We start from the raw sequence: 24,889 nt of genomic DNA, 5'->3' as shown, positions 1-24,889 counted from the left end.
CAAGTTAAGAAAAGCAACTCAAGGTTGCTTCTGCCAGGCCCGGGCCGCGAACCCGAGCCCCATCCAAGGAGAACCCCGCCGTGACCAATCCTTCGACTCAAGACCCAATCAACGTCCGCTCCCCGCAGGACCTGGTCGAAGCCCTGCCCTTCCTGCTCGGCTTCCACGCGGAGAACAGCCTGATCCTCGGCGCCCTGTCCGGCAAGCACCTCGGACGGCTCGCCCGGCTCGACATCCCCGCTGACCCCGGTGACTGGTACGGCGTGGTCAACACGATCCTCGACACCCTCGGCACCGCGCCGGACAAGGCCGGGCGACTGCCGGAACAGCTGATGCTGATCGTCGTCCCCGCTCTGCAGCCGGGCGAGCGGCCCGCGGACGCGATGCGCCGCACCCAGCCTCTCGTCGCGGTGACGACCACCGTCGTCGAACGTCTCGGGCTCCACCTGTTCGAGGCGCTGTGCATCAGCGGAGGCCGCTGGTGGTCTTACCTGGATGCCGCCTGCCTCGACGACGAGGAAGGCCACCCCGTCCCCAGCGCGGACCAGCCTGGACAAGTGACCGTCACCGCCATCGCCAATGGCAGCCGCGTCCCGCTCGACCGCGCCCGCGTGCTCGCCGCCCTCGCTCCGGCGGACGGCAAGCACGCCGCCGCCTGCAGCGACGCCCTCGACCAGGCCATCATCCGCTTCCGCGAGCACGGCCCAGAAGGCGAGCGCGACTTCCTGGACCGCGCCATCCACCGCCTCGACACCCTGTTCACGGCACCCAGCGAGCAGGGCGAGTTGAACGACCGGGAGGCTGCCGAACTGCTCCTCGCGCTACGCAGCTCGGTCATCCGAGACATCGCCATGGAGTACGCCGAACCCGCCCACCTGCCGCGAGCGCTCGCCCTGTGGCGCAACCTCGCCCGGCGCTGCGTCGACCCGTACGCCGAGTACTCCGCTGCTCCGCTGGTACTGCTCGGCTTCGCCGCCTGGAACGCCAAGGACGAGGCGGCGGCCCGCATCGTGCTGCACGAGGCGCAAGAGCGCGACCCGCACTACACGATGGCCGACACCCTGATGCAGCTGATCAACAACGGGCACGGACCGGAGCCATTCCTGCAGATCGTGCGCGAGCAGCGCGCCGAACGGCTGGCAGCAGAGAGCTAACAACCCGTCACCGCGCGGGCTGGACCGAAGAGGTCGCGGTCCGGCCCGCGCGGCCAGCGGATCCGGCGCGGGGTGTGCCCAATCACCCGCCCAAGAAATAGACTTGAGTCAAGAAAAGCAACCCAAGGTTGCAACTGCCAGGCCCGGGCCGCGAACCCGGGCCCACCTGAGGAGACTTCACATGAGCGAGCACACCCCCCTGCGCCTGAGCACCCCCGACGAACTCGCCGAACTTCTCCCGCACCTGCTCGGCTACCACCCGGACAACAGCATCATCGTCGCCGGCATCAACACCACCACCGGCGCCCTCCAAGGCACCCTGCGCACGGACATCCCCGCCGACGAGGCGCACTGGGCCTTCCTCGCCACCGACTTGATCGCCACCTTGCTGGAGCGCAGCGCCCACCACGGCGGCACCGTCTCCCAGGTCGCGCTGTACATCTGCGCCGACCCCAACGACCCCGGCTACGGCTACGACTCGCTGCTCCACCACGCACCCCTGGCCCACGCCCTGAGGAACGCCGCCCTCGACCACGAGCTGCGCATCGCCGACCTGCTCTACACCACCGCCACACACTGGTGGTCCTACCTGACCGACACCGAGCCCACCCGCGAAGGCACCCCCATCCGCGGCCCCCACAACCCCGGCTCCGTCACTGCATACGCCGTGGTCGAGGGCCTGCCGACCCCGCGCCGGCGAGCAGACATCCTCGCCACCCTCGCGCCGATCGACGGGACCAAGGCAGAACAGCAGCACGCCGCACTGGACACGGCAGTGCTGGCCCTGACCGACCGAATCCACGCCCAAGGCCACGAAGCTGTGAAGGAGCAGGCCGTCCAGCACCTCCGCGCCACGCTCGAATCCCTGCTCGCTGGCGATGCCGCCACCGACATCGACCCCGACCTGGCCGCGCAGCTGATCCTCACGCTTCACTACGCCCCGGTGCGCGACGCCGCCTACGGCTACGTCCTGCCCGACGAACTGCCCATCCTCCAGAACCTATGGCGCCACCTCGCCCAGCGCTGCGTTCCCGACTACCGCCACCTGGCCAGCGTGCCGATCGCGCTCTTCGGCATCAACTCATGGGGCCAGGACGACACCGCAACCGCCGCAGTCGCCTTCCATGCCGCCCTCGAAGCCGAACCCGCCTACGGATTCGCTCAGATGATGCTCGACGCCATCAACCAGAGTGTCCCCTTCGACCTCGTCAAGGGCCTGTTCCTGCAGCACCGCGCCAGCCGCACCACCACGGCCAGCTGACACCGCCGCCGCCCGGTCCACACCGGGCGGCGGCCCGCCCACGGTGCGGCGAAGCCGATCCGCTTCGCCGCACCGGCCCGCGATTGAGCTGATCACCTCGGGCCCAGGGCACGTCCGCGCGCACCCGGCCCCGCTGACCCGGCGCTGGCCGCCGACGCGATCACACCAACCCACGTGCGGTACACCCAAGTCAGCGCTACGAAAGAGGAGCCCGATGCCCGGCCAGCAGCCAACCACCCTCACCGACGATGTTGAGGACGACGAGGACGAGACAACCGCCGAGGTCGCCGACCCCGCCACCGGTGAAGTCCGAGTCCTGGCCGACCTGTGCACCACCTGCATCTTCCGTCCCGGCAACCTCATGCGCCTGCAGCCAGGCCGCGTTCGGCACATGGTGCGGGCCGCTCTCGCCGCCGGCGGGCACATCCCATGCCACAGCACCCTGCCCGGAGTAGCTCCAGCAGGCACCAAGGCCGCCATCTGCCGAGGCTTCGCCAACGCCTACGGGCGCCAGATCCTCGCCCTACGCATCGGCGCGGCGCTCGGCACCATCCTGGAGGTCGAACCGCCGGAAGTGCCGCACCTCCACGCCAGCGCGCCCGACCCCACCTGCCCCCAGTAGCAGGCGCCCCGAGCGCGCCGCAACGCTACGGGGTCACGGTGGCTCGCCAAATAGCATCTAACGCCAGAGAGTTGATGTTCCCACGGGGCGGCTCTGATGGGGAGGCTGGCGAAGCAGCACCGCAACGAACCCCACCTGAGCCCGAGGCCGCCCCATGCCCGAACAGCAAGCCCCGAACCTCATCACGCGGATCCAGCTCGCCCGAGACCGCCACCACGCAGCGGCCAACGACAGCACCCTCGGGCCATCCGCCCGCCGTTACCACCAACACGCTGCCTGCGGCTACACCTGGGCACTCGGCGACCTCACCAGCGACGAGCCCGCCGCCCAGCGCCACCTCGGCTACGCCGCCGCCTACGCCGAACTCGCCAAGCAGCATGCCGTCTCCAGCCGCCGCTGGACCCTGACCCTCCCGGGGGCGTTCTGCGACTGGTTCACCACCACCGACCTCTACCGCAACGGCTACACCGGCACCGAGGCCGACGACCGACTGCTGCTCGCCTACCACGCCGGCACCTCCCACCGCATCGGCGCCAGCGGCTGGACGCTCACCATCCCCGCGCACGACCCGCACGCCATGCTGCGCCTGACCGAGATCGCCAAGGACTTCATCAACTTGGCCGACACCATCGGACACGCCCCGTCCCAGAGCCGCGCCGCCCGGGCGCTGACCGAACGCATCGAAGACCTCGCCCACCGGCAGAGCGCCGCCGACTACTGAACCGCGGCTGCCGGACGGCCAGTTGTTCGGCACCCGCCCAGGACCAGCCCGGAGCCACCGATGAACCACCGCCTGATCTCACCGATGCCCGATCGCCGCCCCGAGCCGGACACCACTTCTGCCGAGAACTTCGTCCAGCTGCTCGAAGCCCACGCCGCAGCAGAAACCGCCCTCGTGGCAGGTGCCCTCGAACACCTCGCCCACCACACCCGCCGCCGCCATCCCCAAGCCGAATACATCGAATTCACCCGCGACCAGGACGGCACCGCCCGCGCCGAACGCATCTGGGCCGGTGGCATCTGGACACCACCAGTCGCCCGCCACCTCCTGTGGACCCGCCCCGACGACAGCTCCGCATGGCAGGAGGAGCTCGACGCCCTCCTCGACTACGTGCAGGGATGTACCGAACGAATCACCAGCCCCGAGAAGGCCAACCTGGCAACTCCGCCCCTGGCTGAGCCGAGCCTGCTCATCGAGCTACCACCACCCGACATCGCCGCCTACCTCGCCCACCTGATCCACCGCCAGCACCCACACGCCGCCGGCCTACTGCTCAGCCTCGACACCGACCTCGACCGCATCGACATCGCTGTCGAACACCTCCTCGCCGCCGACGGCACCTCGATCTGGCACAACTCCCGGGAAGCCGCCCTCCACCCGGATCCTCTCCAACGCTGGTGGCAGTTCCACCGCGACGAGATCTACGACCTCATACGCCACCTGTGGCGGGCACCCCACCAGCGCGCCCGCTACCTGTACCCCCAAGGCGACGAATCACTGATGTGGAACCAGGGCATCCAACTGCTCCTCTTGCCCGAGCCGAAGATCCTCCCAACCTCCGACCACACCTGAACGCCCGATCGACACCACCCGCACGTCAGAGCACCCAGTGCGCTCCTAGTCAATCCACCGCCAACAACCTGCGCCGATCTCCGGAACTTTCTCCAATCCGATGGTGCGCGGAACCCGGCTGCGAGATCGTCGTTCCCGGCGCGCCGACGAGGAGCGCGTCGGGAAAACGTTGAAGGGGAGCCATGGCTACGAGGGAGACGTGGACGACGGACGAATTCGGCGCCTCGCACGAAGGCATGGTCGGCGTGCTCCTGGCCGACGGCACGACGCCCGGCCCGGTCTCCTTCCCCATGATGAGCGGCGGGAACTCCCACGCCCCCATCTCACACTGGAGCGTGTACGACGGCAGCTTCAGCTTCGTCCCGCGTGCGCAGGCGCTGCGCGCGGTCTGCTCTTGCGGCTGGACCGGCCCCGAGCACCAGCTGGACTGGGACGAGATCGGAGATCAGGAGCTCGCCGAGGCCGGCGGCGACGCGGCGGACGCCTGCGCAACTGAGTGGGACACGCACACCGCCGAGGTGCAAAGGTCGACGATCCCCCTGCCCGAGACGATCACCGCCCTGCTGAGCCAACTGGCGGAGGAGATCGAGAAGCTGGCGAAGACCTCCCCGCTGGCGGCCCTGCGAGCGTCCCGCCAGCTGGAGGTGACCGCGGCCCAGACTGCGTATTGGCCTGCCCACGATGCTCGCGGTGAAGAACGACTCGGACAGGCCGCAGCCGCCCTCGGCCTCAACGCGGACGACACCCGGCACCTACTGGCCCGCTTCGGTCGCTGGAACCCCTACTCGTGAACCCCGGTGCCGTACAGCCCCGGTGGCCTTCTGGCCGCAGCAAGCATCCTCAGCCCAACCGCCGACCACGATCGTGAACGCCGGCAACGCGCTCTACCCTGGGCGCAGCGCCGCCTCACAGTCCAGACAGCGACGGTCCCCCAGCTGTGGCGGATACCAAGGTTCCCCGGGCCGAGCCGGCCGGTAGTGGGCGTGCTCCATCGGATCGGTCTCACGGCCGCAGAGGGTGCGGGGGAGCGGGTCCTCGGGCACGTCCGGATCGGAACCGGCGGCGTGAACGGCTAGCAGCACCGGCTCGACCCCGTCCGGCCCGAGAGCTTCACCCTGCGCCAGCTCGAACAGCACGACGATCGATCCCATGGTTCGAGGGTCGAGGACACCGTCACGGCCCACATCCGGGGTGGGCCTTCCGGGTTTGACGAAGCGGCAGTGGCACGGGGCGGGGCCTCTGCCGAGACAGTCACCATCGGGCCACCGAGGCCAGCGCCGCGATGTTGCCGACGACGAACTCGACGGTGTCGGTGTTCAGTGGCACGTGAGGCTGTGCTGTTCGAGGGCGCCGATGAGCAGGACCAGGATCGAGTCCGAGGTGATCGCGGTGTTGGCGTCGGGGCCGGCGAGCCGCGTCAGGTGGCGCCCCTGCCGCTTGCGCTGTCGCGGTCACAGGCGGGGACGGCGGCCGATGCGGATCAGGAACTCGTTGTCCTCGCCGAAGGTGTCGTTGTCGCTGTGCTTGGCGAGGACGGCCTTGACCTGATTCTCGAACTCGGGCAGCCGGTCGCCGAACAGGTGCGGTGCGGCGAAGCTCGTTGAGTAGAGGTAGCCGAGGATGCCCGCGGTGTTCCAGGTCCGCTGGACGGGGACGCGGAACTCGCTGACCTGGCTGAACGGGGAGTCCTCCATGATCTCGCTGTAGGGCCGGTTGTGGTGCTGGAAGGTGCGGGTGCCGGCGCGGCGTTTCTCGCCGAGGAAGTCCTGGATGATGGCGCGCATGTCCTGCTTCCAGGGGCTGTCGGCTGCCCAGAAGCTGTTGTCGCCGAAGATGGCGACAGCGCCGTCCTGGGCGACCTGGTTGTCCAGGAGGGTGAGGACGGCGGCCTGATCGAGCCAGTGGAAGGCCCGGCAGATCGTGACGAGGTCCGCGTGCCAGCCGGGCGGCGGAGTGAAATCCTCGGCGGCGCTCTGGACGAGGGTGAGGGCGGTGCCGTCGGGCAGGGCTGGGCGTAGGGCCTGTTCGGCGGTTTCGATCATCTCGGCGTCGTTGTCGATGGCGATGACGTCCTGGAAGCGGGTCAGCAGGGCTTCGGCGACCAGGCCGGTGCCGGTGCCGATGTCCAGCAGGTGGCGCGGGGTGCGGTGGGGGGCGGCCTCGTCGAGGACAGTGGCGACGGTCTCGGGGATGCCGGGGCGGTATTGGCGGTAGTAGTCGGCGGTGCCGGTGAACAGGCTCAACGGTTCCTCACGGTGGTCACGTGGCGGATGTGCCGGGTGGCTTCAAGGTCCCTTGCTATCAGGGTCTGGGACAGGAAGGCTGACGGGCGATCAGGAACCGTTCGGTCGCGGGAGATCCATGCCGCGTTGAGGCCGGCTGTGGTGGCGCCGGCGATGTCGCACTCCCAGTCGTCGCCGATGTGGACGATCTGGTCGGGGCGGAGGCCGTAGGTGTCGGCGACGGTAGCGGGCCGGGCTTGGCGAGGCTGGTGCGGCACGACGGGAAGTGGGCCTGGACCCAGTTGCCATCAGCTGGTGTAGCTCGTCGGGGTCGTGGTACAGGCAGGTGACATTGGACAGGGGCGCCAATCGTCACGCGCGGCCCGGGCACTGGCCGGCCCTTGAGTACGGCAGCCACAGCAGGGGTGGGCATGGTGTTCTCGGATATTAATGCCAGCGATCAAGCCGCAGCGGCGCGTATGGTCGTGAATCTCCTGATGGGGAAAGGAGGTTCACCAGAAATGGGCTTGTTCAAGGATGCGCCGCCGAGTGAGCATCCGGAATTCGGGCAACTGCGGTTCATGGTGGCCGGGTCACCGTCGTGGTGGAAGCAGAACCGACACAAGGTGCTCGCGATCGTGGGTCTCCTCTGCGGGCTGTGGCTCGCTGGCCACCACGACAGCGCCCCCAAGACCTGCGCTCCAGCCAGCACCTCCAGCAGCACCGCCCACTGATTCGAGAAGGAGTGTCCGGCCCCGTGCCCAGCACGGCGCCGGACACTCCAACCTAGCTGGATGGCCGGCACTGGCCATCGACAGGCCGTCATGGATTTGGCGCGAAGCGCTCTGCTCAAGGGCTGATGATCTGACTTCGCGCATGCTGTTCGGCTGAATGCCCGGACAACAGCCACCCGGCACTGCGACGATCAGCCCCATGCAGAACTCCTCTTCCCGGAACGCCGCCTGGGACGACTTGCTCCAGTCAGGAACCGGACCCGTGCAGCAGGGCTTTCTGGACCTGGTCAAGAACACCCGCAACTACGCCGGCTACCACCCGGACATCATCTGGGGGAACCTCCAGACCCCGGAGTACGCCGCAGCGATGCTGCGGCTCGTCGTCGACTTTCACGAGATCCCGGACGACATCGAGGCCGGCGTCGCCGCCCGGACGGCCAGAGCCCAGTACATCGGCCAGGAAGGGCGCACGTACCACGTGCTGCTTGGCGAGCAGGCCCTGCTGACCAACATCGGCGGCGCAGACGTCATGCGCGGCCAGCTGCAGAGACTGCTCGACGCCACCACCCTTCCCGGACTCACCCTGGGGGTCATCCCGGCCCGCGCCCGACTCCTGGTCTACCCGGGCGACGGCTTCTCCCTGTTCGATGACCGCCGCGCCGAGGTCGAGGGCTACCGCGGAGCCGAGACGATCACAGACCCGGCCAGGCTCGAGGTGTTCCGCAAGGCGTTCGGCCTGCTCCAGTCCTCGGCGGTGTACGGGCAGCACGCTCGTGATCTCATCTCGGCGACGAAGGCCGAGACGTGACGACGGGCCGGGCGGTCATGTACGGGTCCTCACGCCCTCGATGCCCCCACCGGAGCCTTCAGGAAGCCCGGTGGCTCAAGCGCGCCGTAGCCTGTGGGTGCCACGCCTCCCGGGACATGCAGGTCGCCGCTCAATGAGCGGTACTGACCCTGGTCGGTCCTGGTGCGCTCGTGGCCGGCCAGCCGCGGCCGACGAGCCGAGCTGAGCTGAGCCCGTTCCTCTTCCGCTGAGCGGAGCGGGCCCGGAGGCCGGGTATTCAGCGGTGCTGGCGGTCGGCGCCGGGGTAGTCTGGACCCATCAACTCTCCTGCGTCCCACGGGTGACGAGTGCTCGGTTCCTAGGAGAGGGGAAACTGCGGGTCTCGTGTTGGGAAATCCGCAGAGGTGGGGTTTGCGATCAGGCATCGCTGCTGGTCACGGCCAGTGAGCGGTCCCGGAGTCGGGCTGATCGGCCCCTGGCGGGGACGGTGCGGGGATGACGCGGGGACAGCGCGGGGACGGAGCCCCCCACGACCGGGGTGGATCACGGTAGACTCCGGTGGACACCGGGCTGGTGCCAACAACTGAATACGTGGTTTGACCTGCGGAAACCTGGACTCAGGTGGACGTGGATAGAGCAAGGGCTGCTAGCTCAATTGGTAGAGCTGCGGACTTTTAATCCGTAGGTTCAGGGTTCGAGCCCCTGGCGGCCCACCTGGAATGAGGGCGTTAGACCCCCTCTGACCTGCAGCGCAGCATCCCGAACCAAACAAGTGGTCGGGGTGCTGCTGCGTTTTCCGGCTCCATGCGTGAGCGGAGGAACTGACGCCCTGTCGGAGGACGGGTGCGGCGTCTCCGGCGGAAGAGCGTGCGGCAGGGCTCGGCGCCCGGCTTCACGACGTGGCGAACCGAACCGAGGACGTGTCTCCGGTGGTTGTCGTCGTGGCTCCCGCCGGTTCTGGGCTTGTGGGGCACGTGGGGACGCTCGGGACGGGCTGGATCGCGGAGGAGGCCCTGGGCGTCCGGGCCGGTTGGGGCGTGCCGGATCAGGTGATGGCCGGTGCCACGCGCCTGGTCGCGGGCGGGAAGCGCGCATCTGACACGGCAGCGGAGACCGGCGTCCTCGAGCTCAGCCCCAGGCACTGATCACCTGATCGGGCCCCCAGAGCACGCGGACGGCCGTCGGATCGACGTCTGCTGCGCTTCCTGACAGGGAGACCACCACCAGGCCGGTCGTGTCAGGTGTGAAGCCCGGCACCTGCGGGGCGGAGCGGGCCAGAGCCGTGAGGTCGTGGCGGTCGAAGGGGGAGAGCAGCCACTTGATGGAGCCGACGAAGAAGACCTGCTGTGCCACGGGGCTCCGGTCAGCTCCCACCAGGTCCAGTTCCGGGTCGAATTGGCGGTTCCACCAACCGCCGACCGCCTCGACCGGGCTCCAGGGCAGGGCGTCGTCGAGGGCGGCGAGTTCGAGTGACTGGCGCACGAGCGGCTCGACGGCGCGGCCGCGCCATGCGGTCCAGCGGCGTTCGATCACGCGGAAAGCCGCCTCGGGCCGCCCGCGCCGGACCTGGTCCTGGGCGTTGCGCAGGACGGCCAGGTAGAGGCGCAGGTTGCTGTCCGCAATGCGGTAGAGGGCAGGCTTGCTGGGCCGGGTGGACAGCGGCTCGTCCATGGCCAGCACGTGCTTCTCCGCTACGAGGCGGCGCAGTAGTGGCGACAGGGAGCCGGAGGGAAGGGCGCCCTGGCGGCTGCCGGCGGTGGCGGCGATGTTGGCGTGAGTGCGGTCGCCCCCACCGACGGCCTCCAGGACGCGGCGGGCTTGATCGGGTGCGGGGAACTCCGCCAGCAGGGACGACTCGGGGACCGAGAACACGGGTGAGGCGGGGTCGGCGCACTCCTGCTCCAGGAAGGGCAGCGCCGGGGTGGCGTGCGGCCAGACCCGCAGGATGCCTGGCAGGCCGCCGGAGACCAGGTGGGCGTCGATGGCGTCCGCCGGCTCCAGCCCCAGGGCGGAACCGGTCTCGGCAGGGTTCAGCGGACCCAGCGTCAGGTTGTCGGCACGCCCGTAGAAGGGGCGGTCGTAGGCGGTGAGGCGCTCCATCATGTGAAGGTCGCTGCCCAGCAGGAGCAGGAGGACAGGCCGTTGGAACAGGAGCCGGTCCCAGGCGGTCTGCAGTGCCCCGTCGAAGAGGTCGTCCTGCTCGGCTAGCCACGGCAGTTCATCGATCACGACAATGGAGGGCCGGTCGGGCAGGGCAGCCGCCAGGGAGCGGAATGCGTCCGGCCAGCTACCGGAGCTGCCGGAGGGCACCAGTTCGCTGTCCCGTGGCAGGGAGGACTGCCGCAGGTCGGACAGGAACTCGGCGACCGCCTCGACCGGTGAAGCGCCCTTGGTCGCGGTGAAGAAGAGGTACGGGGTGTCGGCCTGATCGCAGAACTCCTGGACGAGGCGCGACTTGCCCACCTGGCGGCGGCCCCGGATCGCGAGCGCGGTACCGGAGCCCGAGTCGATGACCTGTCGCAGGCGCTTGCCGAGCAGGGAGAGCTCCATCTTCCGCCCGACGAACGAAGAGACCATGCGCGGAGCCCAATCTACGTAGGTTCAATCTACCTAGATTGTAACTACATAAGGCCCTGCCTTGGCGACGCGGCCTGTGCTGTCGCGCCCGGCCGCACCGTCGTGGCCGGCAGGGCCTCGGCGAGCGGGGCGATGAACATGGACTCGCCGGAGCCGGTGCTCCCGACGACAGGGCGGTCGGCGCCCGAACGGGCGGCCGGTTTGCGTGAGCGATGCGTGAGCGGACTGGTGGCGGCAACCATCCGACGCCGGACGGAACGCCACCGCGCAGTACGCCGAGCTGCAAGGAGCAGCAGCGAGCAACTGCCCGCAAGCCACCAGATCACGATCCGAATCGATCTTTTAATCCGTGGGTTCAGGGTTCGGGCCCCTGGCGGCCCACTGCACACCCAAGCGCCCCACCTGCGGCTTCGGCTGCCGGCGGGGCGCTTTCTCGTGTCCGGGGCAGGCATCTCGCGAGGGCATCTGCCGGCCGTTGCTGCGGCGAGCCGCTCGGCGACCGGGGGTGCAGGGCCGCACTCAACCATTGCCGCGGCCGTGGTCGGGCCGCGGCACGGACCTGGGTGTCATGTCCTCTGCCCGTGCGGTGACCACTGGCCGGGCTCGGGCACTCACCCGGGTTTTGGCGAGCCGTGTGGCTCAGTGGGTTTCGTCAGGCGTCAGCCTCCCCCGAAGAGCCGGGCGAGGAGCCGGAACGGTGCCGAAACCACGGTGGCGATGGCGTTGCCCACCGAGCGGAAAACGTCGGCGATCACTCCGAACATGACGTGTCCCTCCGGTTGCCGCTGCGCGTCTGTTGGTTTCAGCCTGCGCCTCGGCACGCGCTCTGGCACCTCACGCGGGCGATGACGCCGAGCTGAGGTGATCGAGGCGATCGAGGAGATCGAGGAGAGCGTCGACCGGCTGAGGGCCGGTGGGGCCGGCCGGCTGGAGGTCGGGCAGGTCGGCCTCCAAGCCGTCGCGGGTGTTGCATGTGATCCCGCCTGCGGCGGGAACGACGGCGGTGCCCGCCGCGCTGCCCGCCACCGCCCGCCGCCGCCCGTCGGGCGGGCCTCCGGGCGCGGCTGCGGGCGCCTGTCGGCGGGCGGCGTCGTTGGGCGTCTACTGCGGCGATAGGCTCGGGCGGTGGCCCCGGTCGTTCATGGCTTGGTTCCCCAATGTTCATCATCTACAGTGGCGCAGACCTTCTACGTGAATGTAGAAGGACGCTCGTCGCCGTAGCGGATGCCGGCCGGAGAACTCGGTGGGCCGCCCGCCGGCTCGACTCCGAAGGATCCCGCCGATGACCAACCCCGCGGCCCATCTCGCCTTCGACGGCTCCGGCATCGACGGCTCGCTCTTCACCACCGTCACCGACTTCGCGCGGGATACGAGATGGCTCAACACCCCGATCGACCTGTGGACCAACGCGGGGCTCGGGGTGTTCGCGGTGCTGATGCTGATCGGCTGGTGGAACGCCCGCCGCCGCGACACCTCCGCCATGACCCTCGCCCTGGCCGCTCCGGTGGCCGTGGGCTTCGCCTTCGCCGTCGCCGAGGTCGCCAAGAAGCTGATCGCCGAGGCGCGACCCTGCTATGCGCTGCCGCACGACTACTTCGTCGACTCCTGCCCGGCCCCGAGCGACTACGCCTTCCCCAGCGGCCACTCCACCACCGCCTTCGCCACCGTGGCCGCCCTGTGGGTGCTCGACCGGCGCCTTTCGGTGATCGCCGCCGCCTTCGCGGTGTTCGAGGGCTTCACCCGGGTCTACCTCGGCGACCACTACCCCCACGACGTGATCGGCGCCGCCCTCCTCGCCGTCCCGGTCGCCTACCTGGCCAGCCGGATCCTGGGCCGGGTCGCCCTCCCGCTGGTGGCCCGCCTGCGCACCGGCGCGCTGTCCCCGGTGCTGACCGCGGCCCCCGGCGGCGCCCACGCCGCCCGCTGACGCCGAGGACCCGGCGGGGACCGGGTCGCCGGCGGGGTCCGAGCCCCGGTCCTGAGGGCCGGGGCTTCGTCAGTGGTCCGGGTGGTCTCAGTGGTCCGGGCGGTCTCAGGGGCACGGGTGGTCTCAGGGGCCCGGTCTCAGTGGTCCGGGTGGTCTGGTCCGGGTGGTCTCAGTGGTCCGGGCGGTCTCAGTGGTCCGGGCGGTCTCAGTGGCCCGAGCGGTCAAGGTGCGGCCCGGCGGTTCACCGAGCGGATGACGTGCCGGACGGTGACCGCGAGGGCCAGGACGGCGGAGACGGCGAACTGCGCGACGGTCGTGCCGGAGGTCAGGGCCGCCGCGGTGGCGGCGTGCCAGAGCAGCGGGGCGGCGACAGCGGCCGTGACCAGGGCGGGGGCGCAGTACCAGAGGACGAACGGGACCGCGCCGTACCAGTCCGCCGACACGGCCAGCAGTTCGTAGCGCAGCGGTCCGCGGTAGGCGCCCAGCAGCGCCGCGCCGATGCCCGCCGGGGCGCCCGCCGTGACCAGCAGCAGCACGGTGCGCAGCACGATGTCCGGGGCGCCGATCAGCAGCGCGGTCGCGATGGCGGCCGCCGCACCGAGCAGGGCGAGCAGGGCGCTCGGCACCACCAGGTGGGAGAGCGCGATCCGGGCCGGGCTGAACGGGAGCAGGGCGGTGCGGGCCGGCCGGTCGCTCTCCTCGCGGGCCGGTTCCACCAGCGCGGTAGCCGCCAGGTGGGGCCCGAGGCTCAGCAGGCAGCCCAGCCAGGCTGCGGTCAGCGGGCCGGGGTGGGCCTGCCCGGCCCACAGGCGGGTCGCGTGGAGCAGCGCCACGGTGCCGGCCGACCAGGCCGCGGCGGCGAACAGGCGCCCGGGTCGGCGCAGCAGGGCGACGGCATCGCGCCAGGGCAGGACCAGCAGTCTGCTGCGCGGCATCGGAAGGCGGAGCCCGGGGCCGGTCCGCCGGGCGCGGGCGGCAGCTTGGGCGACCAGCGCGATCTGCCGGAAGTCGAGCAGCAGCAGGCCGAGGTGGGCCCGGCCGGCCGCCCGCGAGCGCAGTGCCAGTTCGCCGGCCGGCAGGGTGGCCAGCGAGCGGTCGGCGGCGGTGACGGCCAGGGCGGTGGTGCCGGCCAGGGCCAGGGCGGCGAGCAGCGGGAGCACGGCGGAGCCGCCCGCCGTGCCGCCGATCGCCCAGCCCGCCCAGCCCCATGGACCCGAGGCCGCCAGCACGTCGGCCGGGGTGCCGATGCCAAGCGGCTGCTGACCGGCCGACAGGTCGACGAGGCCCGCCAGGGTGAGCAGCGTCGAGCCGCCCCGCACCAGCCGTGCCCAGCGCGCCGAACCCTCGGCCAGCACGCCCACCGCCGCGGCCGGCCAGGCCAGCAGCAGGCCGACCACCATGGCGAGCACGATCCCGACCGGCCCGGGACGGCTCCCCGCCGCGGCCACCGCACCGCAGCCCGCGCCCAGCAGGGCGCCGGCCGTCCCCGCGGCGACCAGTGCCGCCGACAGGCGCGGCCTCAGCAGCCAGCGGCGGTCCACCGGCAGCGGCAGCAGCCAGCTGAGTTCCGGCGCGGGCAGCACGATCGGACCGAGCCAGAGGGACAGTCTCAGCAGCCCGGCCGTGCCCAGCGTGGTCAGGCCCACCACCAGCCCCGGCAGTCGGCCTTCGTGGGGGTGCGGGAGTACCGCGCCGACCAACCGGGACAGCGTGCCGACCGGTCCCGCCACCATGCTCACCAGCAGCGCGGCGCTGATCAGCGTGATCCAGATCTGCTGCGCGCGGTCGCCGACCGGGCGCGCCGCCCGCCGGGCCCGGGTGCGCCGCAGCTCCTCGACCGCCTCCCGGGCGGTGTCGACGTCCAATTGACTGTCCGTCAGTTCCATGGTGTCGCGCCCCGGTCGAGCACTTCGGCGGTCGGGCCGTGATCGACCACGCGGCCGCCGTCCAGCACCAGCACCTGGTCGGCGAGCCCGCTGAGCAACTGCCGGTCGTGGACGGCCATCACGATCGCCGTGCCGTCGGCCACGGCCGTGCGCAGGGCGTCCGCCAGGCGCCCCCGGGCACCGGTGTCCAGTCGCTGCTCCGGTTCGTCCAGCAGGAGCAGTCGAGCGGGTCGGACCAACACGGCGGCGAGCAGCAGGAGTTGGCGTTGGCCGGCGGAGAGGGTGTCGGGCCGGGCGTCCGCCCGGTGGCGCAGGCCAAGCAAGTCCAGTACCCGCTCGCAGCGTTCGGCGGCGGTCGGGCCGAGCCCGTGGGCGGTGGCGACCATCCGCACGTGCTCGGCCACGGTGAGATCGGGGAAGCAGGCGGCGTCGTCCAGGAAGACGCCCACCTGCCGCCGGAAGCCGGACTCGTGCTCCCGGACCGGGCGGCCGCCCAGCAGCACGCTGCCCGCGTCCGGGCGGAGCAGTCCCGCGAGTGCCTTGAGCAGTGTGGACTTGCCGGACCCGTTGACGCCGACCAGCCCGAGGCAGCCGCCCGCCGGCACGGTGGCGGACGGTACGGCGAGCAACTGCACGTCGCCCGCGCTGACCCGCAGGTCGGTCGCGCGCAGCAGCGGTTCCAGGCGTTCGGCCACGTGTGTCCCCCCAGGAGCGTTCGATCGCGTCTCGACGGTACGTCAGCGGATCGGCGGGCGGCCGGGCGCGTCAGTCGTCGAGCAGCTCGACCAGCCGCCGCCCGGCCGGGGTGCCCGGGCGGGGCAGTCGCAGCTCGGTGCGGTGGAGCAGCCGGGGGCGGGCGATCGGCACGCCGGTCAGCCGGGGGTCGACGGCGGGGCGGGGGAGGACGGCGAGGCCGTGTCCGGCCGCGATCAGGGCGGTCAGGGCGTGCGGGTCGGTGCCCTGGTAGCGCAGGTGCGGGCGGAAGCCGTCGGTGTGGGCGGCGGCCCGCAGGGCGGCGAGCGGGACGGCGGCCCCGGGGGCGTCGATCCAGCGGGCGTCGACCAGCTCGGTCAGCCCCAACTTCCGCCGGGAGGCCAGTGGGTGGCCGTTCGGGAGGGCGAGCAGCAGCGGCTCCTCGGCGACCATCAGCACGCTGCCCGGGGCCTGGTCGGCCTCCGGCAGGTGGAGCGGGTCGGTGGGGGCCGCGATGCCGTCCAGCAGCACCAGATCGAGTTCGCCGGTGGCGAGTCGGGCGAGCGCCTGCGCGGTCGGCAGGGTCTCCAGGGTGACCAGGAGCCGGGGCAGGTCGGCGCGCAGCCGGGCCAGTGCCACGGCGAGCCGGTCGGTGGCGGCCAGCGGGGTGAGGCCGATCGCCAGCCGGGCGCTGGGTGCGGCGGCCAGCCGGGTCAACTCGGTGCGTACGGCGGCCAGTCGGAGCAGCAGCGAGCCGGCGTGCTCCAGCAGCCGGGTGCCGGCCTCGGTCGGCGCGACCGGGCGGCGGGTGAGCAGCGGCATTCCGAGGTCGGCCTCCAGGGCAGCGATCTGCTGGGAGACGGCGGACTGGGTGTAGCCGAGCTCCTGGGCGGCGGCCGAGAAGGAGCCCTCGCGGGCCACGGAGACGAAGGTGCGGAGCAGGTGCGGATCCATGGGGGCAAGCATCGCCGATCGATAAGCGTTGCTGATGCGGAGTACAGGAATGATCGTTGGCGCTGACCTCACCAGTCGGGGCAGCATGGCGGGCATGACCGAGATCCCTGTTGCGGCACGGCTGGCGCTGGTCGGCGACCGCTCCCCGAACGTCCGCTCGCACGCCAACATCCCCGATCTGCTGGCCGCCCTGGCCGAGCGGCACCGCCTGGCGCTGGATGCCTACTGGATCCCGACGGAGGAGGTGGCGGCCGACGGCGTGGCGGGGTTCGACGGCGTGTGGCTGCTGCCCGGCAGCCCCTACCGCAGCGAGCGGGGCGCGCTGGACGCCGCCCGGACGGCGCGCGAGCAGGGCATCCCGTTCCTGGGCACCTGCGCCGGGTTCCAGCACGCGATCCTGGAGTTCGCCCGCGGCGTCTGCGGGCTCGACGCGGCCGGCCACGCGGAGAACGACCCGAGCACCGAGCAGCCCGTGATCACGCCGCTCAGCTGCTCGCTGGTCGGCCACGAGGGCGCCGTGCTGGTGGCCCCGGACACGCTGGCCGAGCGGCTGCTCGCCGACCGGCGCACCCAGGAGCGCTATCACTGCAACTACGGCGTGGCGCCGGACTACCTGCCGCTGCTGGAGCGGCACGGGCTGCGGTTCAGCGGCCGGGACGAGTCGGGCGAGCTGCGCATCGTCGAGCTGCCGGGGCACCCGTTCTTCCTGGCCACGCTCTTCCAGCCGGAGCTGGCCCCGCTCACCGGCGACGTCCACCCGCTGATCCGGGGCTTCGCCGCCGCGGTGGTGGCACGCGGCAGGGCGGCGGTGGGGCGATGAACGAGCGTTCGGTCAGCGGCCGATCGGGATCGTCGAGAGCGACAGCACCGACAGCACCGCAGCGGCGGGTGCCAGCAGATACAGCGTGGACCTGAGGCCCTGGCCGGCCGACCGCGCGGCCGGCCAGCTGCCGATCAGGAGCAGCAGCGCCACCGGCAGGCAGGCCACCGCCAGTACGACGTGCTGGTCGGTCTGCGGGCAGCCACCGGGATCGCACGGGTCGTAGGCCATCGGCGACAGCAGGGCGAGCAGGCCGCCGTAGGCCAGCAGCGGCAGGGTGACCAGGGTGACGGCGACGGGTGCGAGCCACCACCGTGGGCGGGGAGCAGTGGTCATGCCCCGAGCTTCCCGCCCGAACCCCCCGCCCGGTCACCGCCCGGCTACTCGAACGGCCTGAGTACGCGTACTCAGGACAGCCCGAGCTCCTGGGGCGCCGGCGCGAAGTGCCGGGCCACCGCCTCCTCCGTGACGCCGGCCAAGGTGGCGGGGGACCAGCGCGGATCGCGGTCCTTGTCGACCACCTGCGCGCGGATCCCCTCGACGAAGTCGTGGTCCGCCACTCCAGCGCAGGAGACCCGGAACTCCTGCTCCAGCGCGGCCTCCAGGCAGGGCAGTCGGCCGGCCCGGCGGAGCGCCGCGAGGGTGGTCTTGAGGGCGGTCGGCGACTTGGCCCGGATCAGCTCCGCGGCCTCCTTGGCCTCCGGCAGGCCGGCGCCGTCCAGCCGCTCCAGGATCTCCTCCACCTGGTCCGCCGCATAGCAGTGGTCGATCCAGGCCCGCTGGCCGGCCAGTGGCGCGGGGCCCGTGGGCACTGCGAACTCCCGCACCGCGTCCGCCGGTTCGCGCTCGGCCAGGGCGGCGGTGAAGTGCGCCAGCCGGTCCAGGGGCACCAGGTGGTCGGCGAAGCCGCAGTACACCGCGTCGGCGGCGGTCATCCGGCCGGCGGTCAGCGCCAGATGGGTGCCGAGCTCGCCCGGGGCGTGCGCGAGCAGCCACGTGCCGCCCACGTCGGGCACGAAGCCGATGGTGGTCTCCGGCATCCCGACCGCGGCCCGTTCGGTGACCACCCGGACCGAGCCGTGCGCGGAGACGCCCACCCCGCCGCCGAGCACCAGCCCGTCCATGATCGCGACGTACGGCTTGGGGAAGCGGGCGATCCGCTGGTTCAGCCGGTACTCGTCCCGGAAGAAGGCCCGCACCGCCGCCCCGCCCAGCTTGGCGTCGTCGTGGAAGAACCGGATGTCGCCGCCCGCGCACAGGCCGCGCTCGCCGGCTCCGGTGAGCACCACGGCGGCCACGGCCGGGTCCGCGGCGAACTCGTCCAGCGCGGCGTGCAGGTCCAGGACCATCCGGTGGTCGAGCGCGTTGATGGCCCGGGGCCGGTTGAGCAGCAGCCGGCCGACCCGCCCGTCGCGGTGGGCCAGGACCAGCCGGTCTTCCTGCGCTTCGGCCATCGGGGGTGCTCCTTGTCGGACGTGCGGACGGTGCCGACCGCCCACCGTACGCGGCCCGCCGCGCGATGCCTCCCAAGGGCCCCCGGTACCCCGAAAGACACACTCCCAGCTGCGGTGATGCGGGAATCGGAGTCGGCACCGGCCTCGTTGACCGGGCTGATACCCGCTCAGTCCGCAGTGAACCCGGAGGCCCGCATGACCGTCCTCGACCGGGTGCCGCTGGCAGCCCTCAGCCTTCTCGCCCCGGAGCAGTCGCCCCGGGCCGCGAGCGTGGACGAGGAGCACGCCGCCCGCCTGGCCGCCCTGCCGACCGACCTGCCGCCGATCCTGGTGCACCGTCCCACCATGCGGGTGGTCGACGGTGCCCACCGGCTGCGGGCGGCCGCGCTGCGCGGTGAGTCGACCATCGCCGTGGAGTACCTGGACGGCGATCCGGTGGAGGTCTACCTGCGCGCCGTCGAGGCCAACGCGGTGGACGCCGGGCCGACCGAGGACGGCGAGCCGCTGGTGCTGCCGCTGACCCTCGGCGAGCGCAAGGCGGCCGCCGAGCGGATCATCGCCCTGCGCCCGCAGTGCTCCGACCGCTCGATCGCCCGGGTGGCGGGCCTGTCGGCCAAGACGGTCGGCGAGCTGCGCCGTCGCAGTGGGGTGGCCGAGCTGTGCACCAAGTCCCGGGTGGGCTTGGACGGTCGGCTGCGGCCGGTCAATCCGGACGAGGGGCGGCGCCGGGTGCTGCAGGTGATGCGCGAGCGCCCGGGCGCCTCGCTGCGGGAGATCGCCCGGGCGGCCGGGGTGTCGCTGGGCACCGCGCACGGGGTGCGGGCCCGGATCGGGCGGGGGGAGGCCGCGGTGCCGGCCCGACTGCCCCGGCCGCGGCGCGGTGGCGGCAAGGCGGCGGCCCGGCGGGAGGAGGGGCAGCGGGAGGAGGGGCAGCGGCCCGAGCAGGGCCGGCAGGCGCAGCTGCTCGAGCAGGGCCGGCAAGGCCGGCAGGTCCGGCAGGTGCAGCAGTCGAGCGCTGCCGGGCAGCCGACCGTCACGCGGCCGGCCGCCGAGTCGCAGCCGACCGTCACGCGGCCGACCGCCGCGTCCCGGCCCGCGACGGTGTCCCGGGCGACCCCTGGGACCGGCGCCGTGCCGGCCCCCAGGAGGGCCCCCGAGAGTCAGGCCGCTCCGATCGCCGCCGCTCCGATCGCCGCCGTCCCGATCGCCGCCACCGCGGCCTCCGGCAAGCCCGCGCCCGTGCGCCCGGCCCCGGTGCGTGCGGTGCCGAGCCCGGCCCGCCAGGAGCAGCCCGCCCAGCCGCCGGCCGCCGTGCACCCGTTCGGCGCCGCCCGCCACCACCCGCTCGGTCGACGGGCCGGCGAGGCCTTCGCCGGCCTGGCCCTGCTGCGCCGTGACCCCTCGCTGCGGATGACCGACCACGGGCGCGCGCTGCTGATGTGGCTGCAGCGGCGACTTGTCCCGGTCAGCATCAGCGAGCGCGAACTCCAGCAGATCCCGGCCCACTTGATCCCGGTGGTGGCAGAACTGGCCCTGGAGTGCGCGGCCGGCTGGCAGCAGCTGGGGGAGCAGCTGCAGCGCCGCTCCCGTCAGATCGGCTGACGCCGCGGCGGATGGCGCCCGGGGATCCGGCTGCCCGCAGTTGCCGCGGTGCCGCTGCCGTCCGGCAGGCCGCAGTTGCCGCGGTGCCTCTACCGTCCAGCTGCCCGCAGTTGCCGCTGCCGCCGGACCACCCGGCGCCGCTGCCGCCGCATCGACCGGACGTGCTCGCCTGACCGACGGAACCGCTGCCCACAAGCGAGTTGACGCAACATCGGTTCGGGTCGTACGCGACGGTGAGCGGATGATCCATCGCATGTTCTTCACACGGTCGGCCGAGCCCGAGCCCGGACTGAACGCTGTACGACGCGCCGTTCGGAATCGACCCGGGGATCGGGTTCGTGAGCCAGACTGCAACCATGCTGGGGCTACCCGACCACATCCGCGCCTGTCTCTTCGACCTTGACGGTGTGCTGACGCAGACCGCCAAGGTGCACGCCGCCGCCTGGAAGGCGATGTTCGACGACTTCCTGCGGGCGGAAGCCGACCGCACCGGCGCCGCGTTCGTCCCGTTCGACCCGGTCGCCGACTACGACCAGTACGTCGACGGGCGCCCGCGGCTGGACGGCACGCGCACCTTCCTCGCCTCCCGGGGCGTCACGCTGCCCGAGGGCGGCCCGGACGACGAGCCCGGCGAGCGCACCGTCAACGGCCTGAGCAGCGCCAAGAACGACATGGTGCTCAAGCTGATCCGGGAGCAGGGCGTGCAGCCCTACGAGGGCTCGGTGGCCTACCTGGAGCGGCTGCGCGCGGCCGGGGTGCCGCGGGCCGTGGTGTCCTCCAGCGCCAACTGCCGGGACGTGCTCAAGGCGGCCGGCATCGACGGCTACTTCGACACGGTGGTCGACGGCATCGTGGCCAAGCGTGAGGGCCTGCCCGGCAAGCCGGCCCCCGACACCTACCTGGCGGCCGCCAGGACCCTCGGCTTCGAGCCGTCGGCCGCGGCGGTCTTCGAGGACGCGCTCGCCGGGGTGGCGTCCGGCCGCGCGGGCGGCTTCGGCTGCGTGGTGGGGGTGAACCGGACCGGCCAGGCCGAGGCGTTGCGCGCCAACGGCGCCGACCTGGTGGTGGACGACCTGTCGGAACTGATCGAGGGGGCGGCACAATGACCGCACAGGAGGGCTTCGCGGTCGATCCGTGGAGCATCACCGAACACCGTCTTGACCTGCCGGGCATGGCCCGCAGCGAGTCCGTCTTCGCGCTGTCCAACGGGCACATCGGCCTGCGCGCCAACCTTGACGAGGGCGAGCCGCACGGCCTGCCCGGCACCTACCTGAACGGCGTCTTCGAACTGCGCCCGCTGCCCTACCCGGAGGGCGGCTACGGCTACCCGGAGTCCGGGCAGAGCGTCATCAACGTCACCAACGGCAAGTTGGTCCGGCTGCTGGTCGACGACGAGCCGTTCGACCTGCGCTACGGCGAGCTGCGCGGCCACCGGCGCTCGTTGGACTTCCGCGAGGGCGTGCTGCGCCGCGAGGCGGAGTGGACCTCGCCGGCCGGGCGCACGGTCAGGATCCGCTCGGCCCGCCTGGTGTCGCTCACCCAGCGGGCGATCGCCGCCGTGGACTACGAGGTCGAGGCGGTGGACGGCCCGGTCCGGATCGTCCTCCAGTCCGAGCTGGTCGCCAACGAGCAGTTGCCGGACAGCGCCGACGGCGACCCGCGGGCCGCGGCGGTGCTGGAGGCGCCGCTGGTCGCCGAGGCGCACCACGCGCACGGCACCAAGGCGACGCTGGTGCACCACACCCGCTACAGCAACCTGCGCCTGGCCGCCGGCATGGACCACGTGATCGAGGGCCCGGAGGGGCTCAGCGTGACCAGTGAGGCCCGCCACGACCAGGCCCGGATCAGCGTCACCACCGTGCTGAAGCCCGGCGAGCGGCTGCGGCTGACCAAGTTCCTCGGCTACGGCTGGTCGGCCACCCGGTCGCTGCCGGCCGTCCGGGACCAGGTCGAGGCGGCGATCACGGCGGCCCGCTACTCCGGCTGGGACGGCCTGCTGGCCGAGCAGCGGCAGTACCTGGAGGAGTTCTGGGACGCCAGCGACATCGAGATCGACGGCGACGTCGAGCTCCAGCAGGCCGTCCGGTTCGCGCTCTTCCACGTGGTGCAGGCCTCCGCGCGGAGTGAGGAACGGGCCATCCCCGCCAAGGGGTTGACCGGTCCCGGCTACGACGGGCACAGCTTCTGGGACACCGAGACCTTCGTGCTCCCGGTGCTCACCTACTGCCTGCCCGGCGCGGTCGCCCAGGCGCTGCGCTGGCGCCACTCCACGCTGCCGCTGGCCCGCGAACGCGCCGCCCAACTGGGCCTGGGCGGCGCGGTGTTCCCGTGGCGCACGATCCGCGGCGAGGAGTGCTCCGGCTACTGGCCGGCCGGCACCGCGGCGTTCCACATCGGCGCGGACATCGCGGTCGCGGTGGCCCGCTACGTCCGGGCCACCGGGGACGTCGAGTTCGAGCGCACCTACGGCCTGGAGCTGCTGGTCGAGACGGCCAGGATGTGGCGCTCGCTGGGCCACCACGACTCGACTGGCCGGTTCCGGATCGAGGGCGTGACCGGGCCGGACGAGTACAGCGCGATCGCCGACAACAACGTCTTCACCAACCTGATGGCCCAGGCGAACCTGCGCGCCGCCGCGGACGCGGTGGCCCGCCACCAGCTGGAGGCGGCCGCCCTCGGGGTGGACACCGAGGAGACCGCCGCCTGGCGGGACGCCGCCAAGGCGATGTACATCCCGTACGACGAGAAGCTGGGCGTGCACCCGCAGGCCGACGGCTTCACGCTGCACCAGCAGTGGGACTTCGAGGCCACCCCCAAGGAGAAGTACCCGCTGCTGCTGCACTTCCCGTACTTCGACCTGTACCGCAAGCAGGTGGTCAAGCAGGCCGACCTGGTGCTGGCGATGCAGATCCGCGGCGACGCCTTCACCCCGGAGCAGAAGGCCCGCAACTTCGCCTACTACGAGCGCCTGACGGTGCGCGACTCCTCGCTCTCCGCCTGCACCCAAGCGGTGATGGCGGCCGAGGTGGGCCAGCTGGATCTGGCCTACGACTACACCGCCGAGGCCGCCCTGATGGACCTGCACGACCTGGGCGGCAACACCCGGGACGGTCTGCACATGGCCTCGCTGGCGGGTGCCTGCATCGCGCTGGTGGCGGGCTTCGGCGGGATGCGCGACCACGGCGAGGCGATCGGGTTCCGGCCCCGGCTGCCCGCCGGGCTGGTCCGGCTGGCCTTCTCGATGCGGATCCGGCAGCACCTGCTGCGGGTGGAGATCGGCCACGACGAGACCACCTACACGCTGCGCGAGGGCGACAAGCTGCTGGTCGAGCACGAGACCGAGAAGGTCTGGGTGGAGGTCGGCCGTCCGGTCTCCCGGCCCACGGTCACGCCGGAGGCGGGCGAGCGACCGGTCCAGCCGCCCGGCCGCGAGCCGGCCCGGCGCAAGCCGCAGGCGATGCCGATCGGAAGCTCGCCGATAAGCACGTCGGAGCACCTGCCGGCGGAGTGACCGCCGTGCGAGAGGCCTCCGGGGCGACCCGAAGTCGGGTACCCCCGGGGGTCTATTTGCCTCACAGGCACATTTCTTGCCCCTGTGGCAGCGAAGGTGTGCACTGGGTGCATGACCACCGACGAGGAGCTGCCCGGACTCGGCGCCCGGCTGCGTGAGCACCGGCAGTCGAGCCGACTGACCCTGGAGGCGGCCGCTGCCCGCGCCGGGGTCTCGCCAGCCTACCTCTCCCGGCTGGAGACCGGTCGCCGGCAGCCCTCGCTGCCGGTGCTGCTGTCACTGGCCCGGCAGTACGGCGCCACGGTGGCCGAGCTGCTCGGCGAACAGCCCGCCAGCGCCGATCCGGTGATCCGCGGCGGCCCGATCGAGCCGGGCCGCACCGGCGGCTGGGGCTACCGGCGGGCCGGCGCGCCCGGCATGGCGATGCAGGCGCTGCGGGTGCACGTCCCGCCCGGCCCGGAGGGCGCGGTGGTCCGGGTGCACCCGGGGGAGGAGTGGCTGCACGTCACCAGCGGTCGGCTGCGGCTGACCCTGGGCGAGCAGAGCCATCTGCTGGAGCCCGGTGACAGCGCCCAGTTCGACTCGCTCACCCCGCACCGGCTGGCCGCCGAGTCACCGGCCGGGGTGCAGATGCTCTTCGTCCACACCCTGCTGCAGAGCCCGGTCGGCGACCTCTGCCTGCCGGCGGGGCACCGCGGCGTCCATTGACCGATCCGCTGAGCAAGTCCCCCTGAAGCTGAGCAAGTCCCCCTGAAGCTGAGCAAGTCCCCCTGAAGCTGAGCAAGTCCCCTTGAAGGAGCCCGAGATGGCCGTTCAGCACCTCAACAGCTATGCCCCCACCACCGACGGCGGCAAGCGGACCGACCACCGGGTGGCGATCCGGGTCGGCGTCTACATGGCGGCCGCGCACCTCTTCGGGGCCTTCCTGTTCCTGCTCTTCTGGATCGGCGGCCATCGCTGACGCTCCATCAGTCCTGCGGCTGACAACGGTTGGATCACAGGTCTGCTGAAACCGTGTCACACCTCACCGCTTCTGTGATCGAGTGCGCCCGGCACCGAGGTCACCAGGAACGGGAGGGGTTCTGTTGTCGGCACGACTGACTACCGGGCGA

At 72.0% G+C, this 24,889-nt stretch carries 25 protein-coding genes and 1 tRNA gene; 16 read left to right on the top strand and 10 right to left on the bottom strand.

Annotated elements, in window-relative coordinates; translation table 11 throughout:
- Positions 1-80 precede the first annotated feature (80 nt).
- The 6 genes from LN042_RS18770 (at position 81) to LN042_RS18745 (ending at position 5,401) form a co-directional block, all read left to right on the top strand.
- Positions 81-1,154 (top strand): DUF4192 domain-containing protein, encoded by a 1,074-nt coding sequence (locus LN042_RS18770; protein ID WP_230052413.1) that lies wholly within the window; start codon positions 81-83, stop codon positions 1,152-1,154.
- A 181-nt stretch (positions 1,155-1,335) separates the two neighbouring features.
- On the top strand, positions 1,336-2,415 hold the full coding sequence (locus LN042_RS18765; protein WP_230052412.1) for a DUF4192 domain-containing protein: 1,080 nt from the start codon (positions 1,336-1,338) through the stop codon (positions 2,413-2,415).
- A 214-nt stretch (positions 2,416-2,629) separates the two neighbouring features.
- The gene (locus LN042_RS18760) at positions 2,630-3,037 is read left to right on the top strand and encodes a hypothetical protein (RefSeq protein ID WP_230052411.1); all 408 of its coding nucleotides are present in this window, start codon (positions 2,630-2,632) and stop codon (positions 3,035-3,037) included.
- Positions 3,038-3,191: 154 nt separating this feature from the next.
- Complete coding sequence (locus LN042_RS18755; RefSeq protein WP_230052410.1) at positions 3,192-3,758, top strand: hypothetical protein; 567 nt, start codon at positions 3,192-3,194, stop codon at positions 3,756-3,758.
- A 60-nt stretch (positions 3,759-3,818) separates the two neighbouring features.
- Complete coding sequence (locus LN042_RS18750) at positions 3,819-4,610, top strand: hypothetical protein (RefSeq protein ID WP_230052409.1); 792 nt, start codon at positions 3,819-3,821, stop codon at positions 4,608-4,610.
- A 182-nt stretch (positions 4,611-4,792) separates the two neighbouring features.
- The gene (locus tag LN042_RS18745; protein WP_230052408.1) at positions 4,793-5,401 is read left to right on the top strand and encodes a hypothetical protein; all 609 of its coding nucleotides are present in this window, start codon (positions 4,793-4,795) and stop codon (positions 5,399-5,401) included.
- A gap of 93 nt (positions 5,402-5,494) precedes the next feature.
- Here the strand turns inward: LN042_RS18745 and LN042_RS18740 are convergent, their stop codons facing one another.
- The 3 genes from LN042_RS18740 to LN042_RS18730 all read right to left on the bottom strand — a co-directional run bounded on the left by LN042_RS18740 (position 5,495) and on the right by LN042_RS18730 (position 7,110).
- On the bottom strand, positions 5,495-5,761 hold the full coding sequence (locus tag LN042_RS18740; protein WP_230052407.1) for a hypothetical protein: 267 nt from the start codon (positions 5,759-5,761) through the stop codon (positions 5,495-5,497).
- Positions 5,762-6,061: 300 nt separating this feature from the next.
- A complete protein-coding gene (locus LN042_RS18735; RefSeq protein ID WP_230052406.1) occupies positions 6,062-6,853 on the bottom strand; it encodes a class I SAM-dependent methyltransferase in 792 nt (263 codons plus the stop codon).
- On the bottom strand, positions 6,850-7,110 hold the full coding sequence (locus LN042_RS18730) for an HAD hydrolase-like protein (protein WP_230052405.1): 261 nt from the start codon (positions 7,108-7,110) through the stop codon (positions 6,850-6,852). The genes LN042_RS18735 and LN042_RS18730 overlap by 4 nt, the downstream gene beginning before the upstream one ends.
- A 153-nt stretch (positions 7,111-7,263) precedes the next feature.
- On the opposite strand from LN042_RS18730, the gene LN042_RS18725 reads away from it, so the two are divergent.
- The 3 genes from LN042_RS18725 to LN042_RS18715 all read left to right on the top strand — a co-directional run bounded on the left by LN042_RS18725 (position 7,264) and on the right by LN042_RS18715 (position 9,066).
- Positions 7,264-7,566, top strand: coding sequence for a hypothetical protein (locus LN042_RS18725; RefSeq protein ID WP_230052404.1), 303 nt, complete (start codon positions 7,264-7,266; stop codon positions 7,564-7,566).
- Between the two features lie 262 nt (positions 7,567-7,828).
- Positions 7,829-8,374: a DUF5753 domain-containing protein gene (locus LN042_RS18720; RefSeq protein WP_230052403.1), complete on the top strand. Its 546-nt coding sequence runs from the start codon at positions 7,829-7,831 to the stop codon at positions 8,372-8,374.
- Positions 8,375-8,993: 619 nt separating this feature from the next.
- Positions 8,994-9,066: transfer RNA gene (locus LN042_RS18715), tRNA-Lys, on the top strand.
- Between the two features lie 415 nt (positions 9,067-9,481).
- Here the strand turns inward: LN042_RS18715 and LN042_RS18710 are convergent.
- Entirely contained in the window at positions 9,482-10,930 is a 1,449-nt protein-coding gene (locus LN042_RS18710) for an ATP-binding protein (protein WP_230052402.1), read from the bottom strand.
- Positions 10,931-11,589: 659 nt separating this feature from the next.
- Positions 11,590-11,694, bottom strand: coding sequence for an LPFR motif small protein (locus LN042_RS37325; RefSeq protein ID WP_283843810.1), 105 nt, complete (start codon positions 11,692-11,694; stop codon positions 11,590-11,592).
- 518 nt (positions 11,695-12,212) lie between these two features.
- Here LN042_RS37325 and LN042_RS18705 point away from each other — a divergent pair.
- Entirely contained in the window at positions 12,213-12,857 is a 645-nt protein-coding gene (locus LN042_RS18705; protein ID WP_230052401.1) for a phosphatase PAP2 family protein, read from the top strand.
- A 221-nt stretch (positions 12,858-13,078) separates the two neighbouring features.
- Here the strand turns inward: LN042_RS18705 and LN042_RS18700 are convergent, their stop codons facing one another.
- The 3 genes from LN042_RS18700 to LN042_RS18690 all read right to left on the bottom strand — a co-directional run bounded on the left by LN042_RS18700 (position 13,079) and on the right by LN042_RS18690 (position 16,390).
- On the bottom strand, positions 13,079-14,743 hold the full coding sequence (locus LN042_RS18700; RefSeq protein ID WP_230052400.1) for a DUF6297 family protein: 1,665 nt from the start codon (positions 14,741-14,743) through the stop codon (positions 13,079-13,081).
- The gene (locus tag LN042_RS18695; protein ID WP_230052399.1) at positions 14,734-15,438 is read right to left on the bottom strand and encodes an ABC transporter ATP-binding protein; all 705 of its coding nucleotides are present in this window, start codon (positions 15,436-15,438) and stop codon (positions 14,734-14,736) included. The genes LN042_RS18700 and LN042_RS18695 overlap by 10 nt, the downstream gene beginning before the upstream one ends.
- Positions 15,439-15,508: 70 nt before the next feature.
- Positions 15,509-16,390, bottom strand: a complete 882-nt coding sequence (locus LN042_RS18690; RefSeq protein WP_230052398.1) for a LysR family transcriptional regulator — start codon at positions 16,388-16,390, stop codon at positions 15,509-15,511.
- Between the two features lie 85 nt (positions 16,391-16,475).
- Here LN042_RS18690 and LN042_RS18685 point away from each other — a divergent pair, with 85 nt between their 5' ends.
- Positions 16,476-17,210 (top strand): CTP synthase C-terminal region-related (seleno)protein, encoded by a 735-nt coding sequence (locus tag LN042_RS18685; protein ID WP_372495770.1) that lies wholly within the window; start codon positions 16,476-16,478, stop codon positions 17,208-17,210.
- 12 nt (positions 17,211-17,222) lie between these two features.
- Here LN042_RS18685 and LN042_RS18680 read toward each other — a convergent pair whose 3' ends face one another.
- Together LN042_RS18680 and LN042_RS18675 are read right to left on the bottom strand one after the other, a co-directional pair.
- The gene (locus LN042_RS18680; RefSeq protein ID WP_230052396.1) at positions 17,223-17,546 is read right to left on the bottom strand and encodes a hypothetical protein; all 324 of its coding nucleotides are present in this window, start codon (positions 17,544-17,546) and stop codon (positions 17,223-17,225) included.
- Positions 17,547-17,617: 71 nt separating this feature from the next.
- The gene (locus tag LN042_RS18675) at positions 17,618-18,664 is read right to left on the bottom strand and encodes an enoyl-CoA hydratase/isomerase family protein (protein ID WP_230052395.1); all 1,047 of its coding nucleotides are present in this window, start codon (positions 18,662-18,664) and stop codon (positions 17,618-17,620) included.
- A 195-nt stretch (positions 18,665-18,859) separates the two neighbouring features.
- On the opposite strand from LN042_RS18675, the gene LN042_RS18670 reads away from it, so the two are divergent.
- From LN042_RS18670 to LN042_RS18650, 5 genes are all read left to right on the top strand, one after another.
- The gene (locus LN042_RS18670) at positions 18,860-20,266 is read left to right on the top strand and encodes a ParB and winged helix-turn-helix domain-containing protein (protein ID WP_230052394.1); all 1,407 of its coding nucleotides are present in this window, start codon (positions 18,860-18,862) and stop codon (positions 20,264-20,266) included.
- Between the two features lie 356 nt (positions 20,267-20,622).
- Positions 20,623-21,372, top strand: coding sequence for an HAD family hydrolase (locus tag LN042_RS18665; protein WP_230052484.1), 750 nt, complete (start codon positions 20,623-20,625; stop codon positions 21,370-21,372).
- On the top strand, positions 21,369-23,777 hold the full coding sequence (locus LN042_RS18660) for a glycoside hydrolase family 65 protein (RefSeq protein WP_230052393.1): 2,409 nt from the start codon (positions 21,369-21,371) through the stop codon (positions 23,775-23,777). The genes LN042_RS18665 and LN042_RS18660 overlap by 4 nt, the downstream gene beginning before the upstream one ends.
- Positions 23,778-23,888: 111 nt before the next feature.
- Positions 23,889-24,485 (top strand): helix-turn-helix domain-containing protein, encoded by a 597-nt coding sequence (locus LN042_RS18655; protein WP_230052392.1) that lies wholly within the window; start codon positions 23,889-23,891, stop codon positions 24,483-24,485.
- Between the two features lie 97 nt (positions 24,486-24,582).
- The gene (locus LN042_RS18650; protein WP_230052391.1) at positions 24,583-24,738 is read left to right on the top strand and encodes a DUF6126 family protein; all 156 of its coding nucleotides are present in this window, start codon (positions 24,583-24,585) and stop codon (positions 24,736-24,738) included.
- The last annotated feature ends 151 nt before the right edge of the window (positions 24,739-24,889 follow it).

The sequence above is a fragment of the Kitasatospora humi genome, from assembly GCF_020907985.1.
GTDB classification, from domain to species: Bacteria; Actinomycetota; Actinomycetes; order Streptomycetales; family Streptomycetaceae; genus Kitasatospora; species Kitasatospora humi.
Note: the sequence above shows the minus strand (reverse complement) of the source record. Positions and strands in the feature narration are given on the sequence as shown.